Here is a 13,151-nt window from a genome sequence, read left to right as displayed (position 1 = left end):
CCCACCCCGGTAGGCTGTCCTCCCGTGACGACGAATGGCGCTTACGCAACCGGCATTGCCACCCTGACGAACGGCGGGTCCGCCGATACCGGTGTGGTTCTCGACGTATGGTTCCCCAATCCCGAACTCGACAGCCCCGCCATCTCGGGCACCACGATGCTCGAGGGCGACGACATCCCTGAGTCGCTACGCGAGCTCGTCGGCACGGACTCCGCACGGGGCGTCAAGACGGTCGCGGTTCGCACCTCCATCACCGATTTCGCCTCGGCACCGGATGATGCCTACGACGTCTATCTCCGACTGCACCTGCTCTCGCATCGGCTCGTCACCCCGCACGGCATCAACCTCGAAGGGATCTTCGGGATGCTGACCAACGTGGTGTGGACCAATCACGGCCCTTGTGCGACAAAGGATTTCGAGGTTACTCGGGCGCGGCTCCGGCGTCGTGGCCCGGTGACCGTCTACAGCGTCGACAAGTTCCCACGGATGGTCGACTACGTGGTGCCCGGTGGCGTCCGGATCGGTGACGCCGACCGGGTCCGTCTCGGCGCGCACCTCGCCGCGGGCACCACGGTGATGCACGAGGGCTTCGTCAACTACAACGCCGGCACCCTCGGGTCGTCGATGGTCGAAGGCCGCATCTCGGCCGGTGTGGTGGTCGGTGACGGCTCCGACATCGGGGGCGGCGCGTCGACCATGGGCACCCTGTCCGGTGGTGGCAAGGAGATCATCTCGCTGGGCAAGCGATGCCTGCTCGGCGCCAACTCCGGATGCGGCATCCCGCTCGGCGACGACTGTGTCATCGAGGCCGGCCTCTACGTCACCGCCGGCACCAAGGTGACCGGGCCGGACGGCACCACCGTCAAGGCGCGTGAATTGGCCGGACAGTCCAACCTGCTGTTCCGCCGCAACAGCCTCAACGGTGGGGTCGAGGTCACGCCGTGGAAGGGTGACGGCATCGCACTCAACGAGGCGCTGCACAAGAACAACTGAGGCACGCCCGCTGGTTGAGCTGGTCGAAACACCGATCCGATGACGGGCGTGGTTTCGACCAGCGTCGGGCTCGCTTCGCTCGCTCGTCGCGCTCAACCAGCGTGGGGTTGCGCCCGCCGGCAGCGTTTCGACCAGCGTCGGCCAGCCTGCTGTCAGACCTGCAAGCGCTCGGCTGCGGCGGTGATCCGCTCATCGGTCGCGGTCAGGGCGATGCGCACGTGGCGCGTGCCGGCCGGGCCGTAGAAATCGCCGGGCGCCACGAGGATGCCGCGTTCGGCGAACCAGTCCAGGGTGGCCCTGGAGTCTTCATCGCGCGTCGTCCACAGGTAGAGGCCGGCTTCGGAGTGCTCCACCCGGAATCCGGCGCCGCGGACCGCGGCCAGCAATGTCTCGCGTCGTGCCCGGTAGCGTTCGCGCTGGTCGGCGACGTGCGCGTCGTCGTTCAGCGCGGCGACCATCGCCCCCTGCACCGGGAACGGCATGATCAGTCCGGCGTGTTTGCGCACCGCGAGGAGTTCGGCGATCAGGTCAGGGTCGCCGGCGAGGAATCCCGCACGATAGGACGCGAGGTTCGACACCTTCGACAACGAGAACACCGCGAGCAACCCGGTGTGGTCGCCGTCGCTGACACGTGGGTCGAGGATCGAGTACGCGTCGGCGTCCCACTCGAGTCCGAGATAGCACTCGTCGGAGACGACGATCGCGCCGCGTTCACGTGCCCATGCGACGACCTTGCGGAGGTGATCGATGCCGAGCACCCGTCCGGTCGGATTCGACGGCGAGTTCAGGAACACCAGCGCTGGTGAGGTCGGTCCGAGGGCGACGGTGGAGTCCGCCCGCATCGGTGTCGCTCCCGCCAGCAGGGCGCTGACTTCGTATGTGGGATAAGCGACTTCGGGCACCACCACGATCTCACCGGCACCGATGCCCAGCGTCGACGTCAACCCTGCGATGGCCTCTTTGGTACCGATGACCGGCAGCACGCCCGACTCGTCGAGCCCGGCAACCCCGTAGCGCCGACCCACCGCGGCGACCGCGGCGCGGCGCAGTTCCGGTGTGCCGATCGTCGTCGGATAGCCGGGGAACTCCGAGGCGTCGGCGAGCGCGGACCGGATGAGTGGGTCCACCGGGTCGACGGGTGTGCCGACCGAGAGGTCGACGATGCCGCCGGGATGCGCCGCGGCACGGGCCTTGGCGTCGGCGATGGTGTCCCACGGAAAGTCGGGCAGGACCGAACTGACCCGACGGCGTGTGCGCGGCGTGTTCACGAGAACGCGATCAGTCCTCTTCGCCCATCGGGGGCAGCCCCTTGATGAACGGCGGATCGAAGTCGGTCTTGCCGACCTTGCTGGCGCCGCCGGGCGAACCCAGATCGTCGAAGAAGTCGGCGTTGGCGCCGACGTAGGGTTCCCAGTCGTCGGGCACATCATCTTCGTAGAAGATCGCCTCGACCGGGCAGACCGGTTCGCAGGCACCGCAGTCGACGCACTCGTCGGGCTGGATGTAGAGCATCCGGCCGCCCTCGTAGATGCAGTCCACCGGGCATTCCTCGACGCAGGCCCTGTCCAACACATCGACACAGGGCTCCGCGATGATGTAGGTCACCACACTCTCCTTCGCTGCAAAACTCGTCTCGGCGCCGCACCCACCCGGGTGTTGCCGGCGCAGGCGACGCGTGGGCTGAACGCGTCGCAACTCCCAACACCTGCGGCGATCCGATCGAACGGGTCCGCGCACACGTGTCCGCATCCAAGACTATCGGGCAGGTCCGCAGAACAACGAAACGATCCCCCGCCGACCAGGCATCGAGTAACGCGGATCACAGTTCGCTATGCCCCAGGGGTTGCGATCAGCGTGCGGATAACGGTCGACGCGACGACGGTCCACCGCCATGGTGGTTGGCGTGATCGATCAGGCCGCCATCGTCGTCGCTCGACGAGAGATGTGTCCCGGCTGTCCCCGCTGACGCCCCGACCCATCCACCGAGCCACGGAGATCCGATGACCATCGCCCTGCGCCGTCCCGAACCCCGCGCCCCCGAACCACGCGCCACCCACGTCCGCACCGCCAATCTCCCCACCCGACTGCGACCCGCAGACCTGCTGCGCATCACCGACCAGGGCGTCGCCGACGTCCTCGACGGCGTCTACGACCACCTGCTGCCGCCGACCTGGGATCCGGTCGAACGCTGGTCCACCCGATTGCACTCCGACGATGACCTCGACGTGTGGCTGATCAGCTGGACGCCGGACCGATCGACCGAACTGCACGACCACGCCGGATCGCTGGGAGCACTGACGGTCCTGTCGGGGTCGTTGCGTGAGTACCGCTGGACCGGGCACGACCTCACGCTGCGCATCCTCGACGCCGGCGCTCAGGCCGCGTTCCCCCTCGGCTGGGTACACGACGTGCAGCGTCACGATCCACTCGTGGTCGCACCGGTGAGCACCGACCGCCCAGCGGTGTCGGCTGTGGCGCCGACGCTGAGCGTGCATGCCTATTCGCCACCGTTGACCGCGATGTCGTACTACGCGGTCACCGATCGTGCGACGCTACGTCGTACCCGCACCGAATTGACCGACGAACCGGAGTGACCGTGCCGACCATCGATGACCTACTTGCCGCGGCCCGCAAGAACCTCGATCGCGTGCCGCCCGCCGACATCGAGGCCGAGATCGCCCGCGGCGCGGTGCTGGTCGACATCCGTCCCGAGGCGCAGCGCACGGACACCGGCACGCCACCGGGTGCGCTGATCATCGAGCGCAACGTCCTCGAGTGGCGTTTGGATCCGGCCAGTGACGCGCGGATACCGGAAGCCGTCGACCACGACGTCCGCTGGATCATCCTGTGCCAGCAGGGCTATGCGTCGAGCCTGGCGGCGGCGACGTTACGGGACATCGGGCTGCACCGTGCCACCGACGTGATCGGCGGCTGGGACGCGTGGCGTGCCCTGGACGACCCACCCGACACCGCTCGAAGTGCTGGTTTCGACGGACGCTCACTCGGCTAGCGCCTCGCTCACTGCTCAACCAGCGGTACCCCGCCCGTTGAGCCCGACGCTGGTCGAAACGGGCACTCAACCCGCGAGGGCACGACCCTGCGGGATCACGTCGGCGGCCAGGCCGGTGACGGGATCTGCCAACGCGGCAACGTGTTCGGCGAGCGAGTTATCGATCCAGTCGGAGCCGGCGAGCACGTAGGGCGGTTGGGCGGTGATCCGCTCGGCGAGGATATAGCCGGATTCGGCGGTGATCTCGGCAAGCACATCGAGGTTGGGCCAGGGGCGTTCGGGGTTGACGTGGTCGGGCGTCAGCGGTGACACACCGCCCCAGTCGTCGATGCCGGAGGCGATGAGCGCGGCACATTCGGTGCGCGACACCAGGTTCGGTGGTGCCTGGATGCGCATGTCCGGTCCGCAGACGATGCGCGCAACCGCGACGGCGGCCAGGAACTCGGTCATCTCGGCGTCCGGCGTGCCGCGCATGGCGGTATCCGGCTTGGCGCGGAAGTTCTGCACGATGACCTCTTGGATGTGCCCGTGGGCGCGGTGCACGTCGGCGATCGCGAGGATGGATTCGGCTCGCTCACGCAGACTTTCGCCGATCCCGACGAGGATGCCGGTGGTGAACGGGACGCGGGTGCGACCGGCGTCGTCGAGGACCTGCAACCGGACGATCGGGTCCTTGTCGGGACTACCGTAGTGCGGCTGCCCCTTCTCGGTGAAGAGTCGTCGCGACGTGGTCTCGAGCATCATGCCCATCGACGGGGCGACCGGGCGCAGCCAGGCCAGTTCGTCGGCGCTCATCACGCCCGGATTCAGGTGCGGCAGTAGGCCGGTCTGCTCGAGGACGGCGACGGCGGCGGCCCGCACGTAGTCGAGTGTGGAGGTGTAGCCGCGTTCGGCCAGCCACTCCCCCGCCTGTGCCCACCGATCCTCCGGCCGGTCACCGAGCGTGAACAGCGCTTCCTTGCAGCCCAATCGGGCTCCCTCGCGGGCGATCTCGAGGACCTCGTCGAGTTCGAGGTACATGCCATGGCCGGCGCGGGTCAGTTTCCCGGGCACGGTGACGAAGGTGCAGTAGTGGCAGCGGTCGCGGCACAGTCGGGTGAGCGGCACAAAAACTTTGCGCGAGTAGGTGATCTGACGTTCACGTCCCACTGCGGCCAAGCCCTGATCGCGCAGCCCGGCGGCGATGGACTGCAGTGCGACGAGGTCGTCGCCGGCGCAGGTCAGCAGCGCGGTTGCGGTGTCGAGGTCGATCGGGGCACCGGATCGCGCGGTCGCCAGTGCCTCGGATCGTGTTGCAGCATCGGTTTTTTCCGTATATGTCATGGAGCAGTTCCCCCTTCGTCGATGACATAGGGCGCGGGGTCGAAGGTACCGTTGCGTTCGCGGAACGACACGGCGGTACCCGGCCACAGCAGGGTCAGCCGACCACTGCGCGCATCCACATACCAGCTGTCACATCCGGTGAGCCACACCGTCGACGCACTGAGCCGATCGATCTCCCGCGTGTAGGATTCCTCGGCCTCCGTAGTGACCTCCAGCGATCGGATCGCGGTGTGCGACAGATGATCCAGCGCTCCGAGTACATAGTCGAGTTGCGTCTCGATCATGTAGATCGCCGAGTTGTGTCCGAGTGCGGCATTGGGTCCGTCGAGCACGAACATATTCGGGAAGCCGGCGACGACCGTCGACGCGTACGACACCATGCCCCGATGCCAGTGGTCGTCGAGGAGCAGTCCATCGCGACCTCGAATCCGGGTGGCCGCCGGCGGCCGGGTGGCTTCGAAACCCGTTGCCATCACCAGGATGTCGAGGTCATAGGCGCGTCCGCTCGCGGCGTGCGCCTTGCTTTCCACGACGCCGTCGAGTGCGCTGGGTTCGTAGGTGACGTTGGGTTCGGACAGCGCCGGGTAGAAGTCGTCGGACAGTAGGATGCGTTTGCAGCCGATCTCGTAATCGGGGGTGAGCATCTCCCGCAAGGTCGGGTCGGTGACCTGCGCGTGCAGATGTCCGAGTGCGCGGTCGCGGATCTCGTCGATGTCCGGTCGCAGCCCGAGCCGCTGCCGAAATCCCTTGTCCGCGTCGGTGAGTAGCTGGTCGCGTAGCGCCTGCGCATGTTCGGGAACGCGGAGTTCGGCCCGCTCGTCTGCGGTGTAGGCACGGTCGTTGCGGGGCACCACGTAGGGCGGGGTACGACCGAAGACGACGACCTCCTCGGCGTCGTCGGCGAGTTGCGGCACCAACTGCACCGCGGATGCGCCGGTACCGACGACTCCGATGCGCTCGCCGCCCGACAGCAATCCCGGCCGCCACTGTGCCGTGTGCACCACCGTGCCGGGGAACTCGTCGAGTCCCTCGACATCGGGTAACCGGGGTTCGGACAGCCGACCGACCGCCAGCACCAGGATGCGGGCACTGATCGGACCGGAGTCGGTGGCCAGTTCCCAGCGCGCGGTCTCGGCGTCCCACCCTGCTTGATGGAGACCACAATTCAGCCGGATGTGGGGCGCGAGTCCCTCGTCTTCGACGGTTCGCTGCAGGTAGCGCTGGATCTCGGCGCCACTCGGGTAGATCCTCGCCCAGTCCGACGGCGGTCGGAACGAGAACGAGTACAGGTGGGCCGGGATGTCGCAGGCGATCCCGGGATAGGTGTTGTCGCGCCAGGTGCCGCCGACGGCATCCGCGCGCTCCAGCACGATGAAGGATTCGTGTGCGCGCCTGGCCAATTGGGTGGCCATGCCGATACCGGCAAAACCGGCGCCCACTATCGCGACGTCGACGTTCACGGCCGCACCACGGGGACGGCGACGAGACGGTCGGCCGGTGGATCGGTGTAGCCGGTGGTGCGCTGGCGTGGCGCACGCCCGACACGGGCGGCGATGTCGGCGAGGTCGTCGACGGTCAGTACCCGTCCGACCTCTTGGCCCGCCGCCGGCATCAGGTCGCCGTCGAGCAGCAGACCGCCGATGTCGTCGACCCCACCGGCGAGCAGCATCTCGACGGTGTCGCGATCGTGCTTGGTCCACGCCACCTGGAGGTGATCGAAGCTGCCGAGGGTGATCAGTCGGGCGACGGCATGCACAGCCCGGGTCTCCCGCAGCGTCACCGTCGACGTCGCCTGCGCGGCGAGGAATGGCGGCGCGTTCTCCGGCAACAGCGGCATCAGGATCAGTTCACTGAAACCACCTGTGCGACTCTGAATCTCAATCAGCAGTCGGAGATGTGCCACCTGCTGCGCCGGGATTTCGACATGCCCGTAGAGCAGGGTCGCGGTGGAGAACAGTCCCACGCCGTGTGCCGCCTCGATCGAGGCAACCCAGTCGGCGACGGGTGCGGCGATCCCGCCGGACAAGTGGGCGCGCACCTCGTCGTCGAGGACCTGGGCGGCGGTGCCAGGCACCGAACCGAGGCCGGCGGCGTGCGCCTGGCGCAGGAAGTCGATGCTGGTGATGCCCATCCGGCGTGCGGCGTCGGCCACCTCCGGCGGACGGTAGGCGTGCAGGTGCAGTCCCGGTGCGGCGGCGTGGATACGGGTCACCAGCTGGAGGTAGCCGTCGGCCGGGGCGTCGTCGGGCAGCGGTCCCTGCATGCAGATCTCGGTGGCACCGAGCGCCCACGCCTCCGCGACGAGCTCCTCGAGGCTCGGGCCTTGCCGGTCAGCGGCCACCACGGACGTGTCGAAGTTCCGGTTGACCACGAACGTGAGCGCCGCCGGGTCGGTCACCCGTGCGCGCGCGGCATCGGCGAGGGCGCACAGTTCGTCGAGTTCGGGGCCGGACGCGCCGAGCAGCGCCACCCATTCAGGATCGGTGAGCGACGACGGATCGTCGGCGACGTGCTGCAACGCCGCCCGAACATCGTCTACCTCGGCAAGCGTGTCGGCGGCCCACTCGCGCAGGACCATTGCACCACTGTAACCGTCGGTCAGGACAGATCCGGATCGGGCAGCCTGCCGCTGCGGGCCAGGAGGGCAGGCAGGCCGGCGCCGATCACCAGGAGCAGCAGCGTCGGCAGCAGCAGCGTGCCGGATGGGTCGAGTTCGACGTCACCGCCGGGACCGGGCAGACCGCCGATCACCAGCGCCAGCAGCCAGGCCAGCAAGGGCAGGTAGCGGGCCGGGCCGTCGGTGAACAGCGACGCGAGCCACAGCAGCACGCAATTGACCACCCCGGCGATCACGGCGGCCACCGGTATCGCGACACCGCCGAACCGCAGGTAGGCGAATCCCACCGACATGACGCCGACGACGAAGCCGTCGATCGCCAGGAAGGCCAGCAGCACCCGGTCGACCCAGCGCATCTAGGCGATCCCGTCGAACAGGTCGGTCTCCCGGGCTGCCGAGTCCTCGACCGGCGGCGCGGTGCGGATGAAGTGCTCGTGGTCGAAGATCGGTTGCAGCACGTTGTTCGACAGTGCGTACTCGGTACCCGACGGCGCGACGGTGACCTGCGTGGCGTGCGCGGCCAGGGCTGCGGCCTTGCGCTGGTGCACGCCCGAGATATCGATCTCGGCGGTGATGTGTCGGTCGGGGTACCGCGGCAATTCGCCCGCCTCCGGCATCCGCCACCCCTGCGGCACGCGGTCGGCGGCCGCCGCGAGACCGGTATCCAGCGCCGAGTGCTCGGTCACCGACTCGTAGACCTTGATGGCCCGGCCGAGGCGTTCGCCGGCGATGGGCAGCGCGGCCATCGACACATCGTGGACCATCACGTGGTCGGGATGACCGTAGGTGCCGACCCGGTCGTAGGTGACGACGACCTGCGGTGCGAAGTCGACGATGAGGTCGGCGAGGGTCGCGACCAGCGTGTCGAACGGCGCCTGCACGAGGGCTCGGGGATTGTCCGCCGACGGTGTCCCGGCCATTCCGGAGTCACGCCAGCGGCCGGCGCCTCCGAGGAACCGGGGTTGCAGCGGCGCCGCGCCGGGCGGGCTGAGCTCGGCCAGGGCGCGGGTCAGCTCCAGAATCCGGTAGCCGCCGAGTTGGTCGGCGCCGCCGTCGGCCACCAACTGGGCCCACTCGTCGCCGATGACCTCGCCCTCTTCGCCGAGGCTGAAGGTCACCACCCGCACGTCCACACCCTCCTCGAGGTACCGCGCGATGGTGCCGCCGGTCATGATCGTCTCGTCGTCGGGATGCGCATGCAGCAACAGCAGACGACGGTCGGCGGTGTCGGTCACGGAAGCTCCCACGAGACGGTGTCGCCGTAGATGGCGACCTGGATCGGGCCGGTGAGTGGCACGCCACGCACCTTGCCGGTGGAGCCGGCGATCATGCTGTCCTGATAGATCGGCAGGTAGACGTGCTGGGCGGCGAGCAGCGGTTCGGCCTCGGTCAGCTGCGGTGTCGGGTCCACCGCGGACAACGCGGTGCGGGCCAGCCCGATCAACTGCGGATCGCACACCCCGGAGATGTTGCTGGCGTAGCTGTCGTCGGCGCTGGTGCCGGTTTGGCCGGGGGCCACGCTGGTCGGGGTGGGCGGCGTCGACAGCGACGGCGCAGTCCCTGGCTTGGGCTGATCGCAATCGACCTGCGAGGCCAACTGGGCGGCCGGGCGGTCGCCCAATCCGGTCCAGCCGACGACCAGGTCGACGCGCGAATTGGTCAGTGCCACACCGTAGAGATCACTGTTGGGCAGCGCGACGACCCCGGCGCGCACCCCCTGCCCGCGCAGTTGGTCGACGATGTTGGACGCCGCCGACGTCGACCGCGGATCACCGCTGATCGCGCCCACCCGTACGGTCAGGTCGCCCGCAGTGTTGCGATAGGGGTCGATCCCGGCGGGCAGTTCCTTGACGTCGGTGGTGTCGGTGCCGTCGGTGCTCGACGACGGCACCGAGGGAGCGGCCGACGAGGTGGCCGACGCCGACGCGCCCGTCGATGCATCAGCGCTCGGGGTGGGGGTCGCGGTGGCGGCGGGGACCCGCTCGTACCCGGCTTCGCCGAGCAATCCGGTGATCTCCGTTGCCGACGGTCGCACCCGATCGACCGGGAAGTAGCCGGGGTCGGTCGGCGCGTAGACGGTGTTGGCGTACGGGGTGACGATGTCGTCGCCGGCCGCGGCGAAGGTGACCAGCCCGGGGTCGATCATGCCGAGGATCGCTTCCCGCACCGGGATCGAGCGCATCGTCGAGGTACGCGCATTCACACTCACCGACAGCGCCCGCGACGTCGGATTGCGCTGAGTGGCGAATCCGGGCACCGAGGTGAGTTCGGCGGTGGTCGCCGGCCCGGTGGCCAGCGTCACGACCGACGAGTCACCCGAGCGCACGGTATCGACCATCTGCGACGCGGTGCCGGCCCGACGCAGCACGACCTGGTCGAGGCTGGGCGGGGTCATCCAATACCGGTCGTTGCGGGCGAGCCGCACCTCGTCGCGCGTCTGATCGATCGACACCACCTGGAAGGGACCGGCCGACAGCGGTTTGCCGCTGTCCATGCCGGTCTGGAATCCGGCGGGTGCGCCACGCAACACGTGGCTGGGCAGCAGGCCGGTGAACAACTCCCGCCAGGCGGGGTACGGCCGGGCGAAGGTCACCTGGACCTCTTTGCCACCCGACCGCGACTGCACCGAGTCGATGAGCCGATAGCCGGCGGGCGCCACCACATTGGGTTGCCGCGACATCTGCTGCCACAGGTAGCTGAAGTCGTCACCGGTGACGGGCAGGCCGTCGGACCACTGCGCGTCGTTGTGAATGTGATAGGTCACCGTGAACGGCGACTGCGAGGTCACCCCCGCCGACGTGATCAATGCCTCCTGCCGGCGCCACACCACACCCTCCGGAGTGGTCACCGGACGGAAAGCGCTCGGCAGGGTCATCGCCGCGATCGCGGTCGTGACCGTGCTCTGGTCGGCCCCGACGTGCGGGTTGAAGCCGTTACCGATCGAATCGGTGGCGATGTAGATGGTCTTCTCGGTCGGGTACTCGGCCGGGGTGGCCGGTGCCGCGGTCTCCCGGACCGGCGGAGGCGGGCTGGCGCTGCAGGCGGCGAGCACCATGATCACCGCCCCGAGCAGCGCCGCGACCGACGCCGTCCGCCGGCGCGACGTCCCCTGTGCCCGAATCACCAGCAACCTCCCCCAGAGATCCCGCACGGGCCGACTCCCCGATCGGCCACGTATGCACCCAACCCGTGTCTATCCAACCGCCTGATCACGCGTCTTGGCGCGGGAACGCTCACGGGCACGGGTGGTCGCATCGAGATGAACCTTACGCACCCGGACCACCTCCGGAGTCGCCTCGACACACTCGTCGGCGGCGCAGAACTCCATTGCGCCCTCGAGTTCGAGCTGCATCGGCTTGGCGAGCGTCTCCATGACGTCCGCCGACGACTGCCGCATATTGGTGAGCTTCTTCTCGCGGGTGACGTTGATGTCGAGGTCCTCGGCGCGCGGGTTGATGCCCACGACGTGTCCCTCGTAGGTGTCGTCGCCGGGGTTGACGAAGAAGGTGCCACGGTCGGCGAGCTGGATCATCGCGAACGGGGTGACGCTGCCCGCGCGGTCGCTGACCAGCGAACCGGTGTGGCGGGCGCGGATCTCGCCGGCCCACGCGTCATAGCCGTCGAACACGGCGTTCGCGATGCCGGTGCCGCGCGTTTCGGTGAGGAAGTCGGTGCGGAAACCGATGAGTCCACGTGAGGGCACCCGGAACTCCATCCGGACCCACCCGGAGCCGTGGTTGTTCATCTGATCCATGCGTCCCTTGCGGGCGGCCAGCAACTGGGTGACCGCGCCCAGGTATTCCTCCGGGACGTCGATGGTCAGGTGCTCGAACGGCTCGTGCACCTTGCCGTCCACCTTGCGGGTGACCACCTGCGGCTTGCCGACGGTGAGTTCGAAGTTCTCGCGGCGCATCTGCTCGACGAGGATGGCCAGCGCCAGCTCACCACGACCCTGCACCTCCCAGGCGTCCGGACGGCCGATGTCGAGGACCTTGAGCGAGACGTTGCCGATGAGCTCTGAGTCGAGTCGATCCTTGACCATGCGCGCGGTGAGCTTGTGGCCCTTGACCCGACCGGCGAGGGGCGAGGTGTTGGTGCCGATGAGCACCGAGATGGCCGGCTGGTCCACGGTGATCCGCGGCAGCGCGACCGGGTTCTCGGCGTCGGCGAGGGTGTCGCCGATCATGATCTCGGCCATGCCGGCGACCGCGACGATGTCACCGGCCACGGCCGATTCCGCCGGGCTGCGGTCGACACCGACGGTGGCGAGCAGTTCGGTGATCTTGGCGCGTTCGACGACGGATTCACCGTTGACCTCGCGGCACCACGCCACGGTCTGGCCCTTTTTCAGGGTGCCGTTGTGGATACGGACGAGCCCGAGGCGGCCGAGGAACGGCGACGCGTCGAGGTTGGTGACGTGCGCCTGGAGCGGCGCTTCCGCGTCACCCTTCGGGGCGGGGACGTGCTCGAGAAGGACGTCGAAGAAGGGGTCGAGGTTCTCACCCTCGGGCACCTCGCCGTTGGCGGGTTCGACGGTGCTGGCGATGCCGGCGCGTCCCGACGCGTAGAGCACCGGCAGGTCGAGGACCTGCTCGGCGGCGGCCGCGGCCTCCTCGTCGAGGTCGGAGGCGAGATCGAGGAGCAGGTCGTGGGTCTCTTCGACGACCTCGGCGATCCGCGCGTCCGGCCGGTCGGTCTTGTTGACCAGCAGGATCACCGGCAACGACGCGGAGAGCGCCTTGCGGAGCACGAAGCGGGTCTGCGGCAGCGGGCCTTCCGAAGCATCGACGAGAAGCACGACGCCGTCGACCATGGACAGGCCGCGTTCGACCTCACCGCCGAAGTCGGCGTGGCCGGGCGTGTCGATCACGTTGATGACGACCTCGGTGCCGTCGGGCTGACGACGGTGGACCGCGGTGTTCTTGGCGAGGATGGTGATGCCCTTTTCCCGCTCGAGGTCACCGGAGTCCATCACGCGGTCGACGAGTTCGGCGCGTTCACCGAAGACACCGGACTGGCGCAGCATCGCGTCGACCAGCGTGGTCTTGCCATGGTCGACGTGCGCGACGATCGCGACGTTACGGAAATTGGGGACAGCGCTCACTAGGATCTCTTTCACTGCGTTTGGGCAACCGGCGACACCGGCGGGCAAGTCAACCTGTACAGGGTACCGGCAGGGCCGCTGAGATCGCGATCACAGCGGGTGAA

General features: G+C 68.4%; 12 protein-coding genes. 3 read left to right on the top strand and 9 right to left on the bottom strand.

What is annotated here, in order from left to right; all coding sequences use genetic code 11:
- The first annotated feature begins 24 nt into the window (after nucleotides 1–24).
- Complete coding sequence (gene dapD / locus AAFP30_RS02040; RefSeq protein WP_419228154.1) at nucleotides 25–993, top strand: 2,3,4,5-tetrahydropyridine-2,6-dicarboxylate N-succinyltransferase; 969 nt, start codon at nucleotides 25–27, stop codon at nucleotides 991–993.
- Between the two features lie 152 nt (nucleotides 994–1,145).
- On the opposite strand, the gene dapC is transcribed toward dapD, so the two are convergent.
- Nucleotides 1,146–2,261, bottom strand: a complete 1,116-nt coding sequence (gene dapC, locus AAFP30_RS02035) for a succinyldiaminopimelate transaminase (protein WP_419228153.1) — start codon at nucleotides 2,259–2,261, stop codon at nucleotides 1,146–1,148.
- A gap of 10 nt (nucleotides 2,262–2,271) precedes the next feature.
- Nucleotides 2,272–2,601 carry a ferredoxin gene (gene fdxA, locus AAFP30_RS02030; RefSeq protein ID WP_419228152.1) on the bottom strand — a complete coding sequence of 110 codons (330 nt, stop codon included), beginning with the start codon at nucleotides 2,599–2,601 and terminating at the stop codon, nucleotides 2,272–2,274.
- 392 nt (nucleotides 2,602–2,993) lie between these two features.
- On the opposite strand from fdxA, the gene AAFP30_RS02025 reads away from it, so the two are divergent.
- Nucleotides 2,994–3,587 (top strand): cysteine dioxygenase, encoded by a 594-nt coding sequence (locus AAFP30_RS02025; protein WP_419228151.1) that lies wholly within the window; start codon nucleotides 2,994–2,996, stop codon nucleotides 3,585–3,587.
- Nucleotides 3,588–3,589: 2 nt separating this feature from the next.
- The gene (locus tag AAFP30_RS02020) at nucleotides 3,590–4,003 is read left to right on the top strand and encodes a rhodanese-like domain-containing protein (RefSeq protein WP_419228150.1); all 414 of its coding nucleotides are present in this window, start codon (nucleotides 3,590–3,592) and stop codon (nucleotides 4,001–4,003) included.
- A gap of 66 nt (nucleotides 4,004–4,069) precedes the next feature.
- Here AAFP30_RS02020 and cofG read toward each other — a convergent pair whose 3' ends face one another.
- The 7 genes from cofG to typA all read right to left on the bottom strand — a co-directional run bounded on the left by cofG (nucleotide 4,070) and on the right by typA (nucleotide 13,047).
- Complete coding sequence (gene cofG, locus AAFP30_RS02015; protein WP_419228149.1) at nucleotides 4,070–5,326, bottom strand: 7,8-didemethyl-8-hydroxy-5-deazariboflavin synthase CofG; 1,257 nt, start codon at nucleotides 5,324–5,326, stop codon at nucleotides 4,070–4,072.
- The gene (locus AAFP30_RS02010) at nucleotides 5,323–6,786 is read right to left on the bottom strand and encodes a flavin-containing monooxygenase (protein WP_419228148.1); all 1,464 of its coding nucleotides are present in this window, start codon (nucleotides 6,784–6,786) and stop codon (nucleotides 5,323–5,325) included. The genes cofG and AAFP30_RS02010 overlap by 4 nt, the downstream gene beginning before the upstream one ends.
- Complete coding sequence (locus AAFP30_RS02005) at nucleotides 6,783–7,904, bottom strand: FO synthase (RefSeq protein ID WP_419228147.1); 1,122 nt, start codon at nucleotides 7,902–7,904, stop codon at nucleotides 6,783–6,785. Before AAFP30_RS02005 ends, AAFP30_RS02010 begins: the two co-directional genes overlap by 4 nt.
- A 20-nt stretch (nucleotides 7,905–7,924) precedes the next feature.
- Nucleotides 7,925–8,299, bottom strand: a complete 375-nt coding sequence (locus tag AAFP30_RS02000; protein WP_419228146.1) for a facilitated glucose transporter — start codon at nucleotides 8,297–8,299, stop codon at nucleotides 7,925–7,927.
- Complete coding sequence (gene mshB, locus AAFP30_RS01995) at nucleotides 8,300–9,178, bottom strand: N-acetyl-1-D-myo-inositol-2-amino-2-deoxy-alpha-D-glucopyranoside deacetylase (protein ID WP_419228145.1); 879 nt, start codon at nucleotides 9,176–9,178, stop codon at nucleotides 8,300–8,302.
- Nucleotides 9,175–10,998: an ABC transporter family substrate-binding protein gene (locus AAFP30_RS01990; RefSeq protein WP_419228644.1), complete on the bottom strand. Its 1,824-nt coding sequence runs from the start codon at nucleotides 10,996–10,998 to the stop codon at nucleotides 9,175–9,177. The genes mshB and AAFP30_RS01990 overlap by 4 nt, the downstream gene beginning before the upstream one ends.
- A gap of 138 nt (nucleotides 10,999–11,136) precedes the next feature.
- Nucleotides 11,137–13,047 carry a translational GTPase TypA gene (typA, locus tag AAFP30_RS01985; protein WP_419228144.1) on the bottom strand — a complete coding sequence of 637 codons (1,911 nt, stop codon included), beginning with the start codon at nucleotides 13,045–13,047 and terminating at the stop codon, nucleotides 11,137–11,139.
- Nucleotides 13,048–13,151: the final 104 nt, after the last annotated feature.

This window comes from Gordonia sp. CPCC 205515 (assembly GCF_048537925.1).
Lineage (GTDB): Bacteria > Actinomycetota > Actinomycetes > Mycobacteriales > Mycobacteriaceae > Gordonia.
The sequence above is the reverse complement of the archived record's forward strand: the minus strand, read 5'-3'. Positions and strand labels throughout refer to the sequence as shown.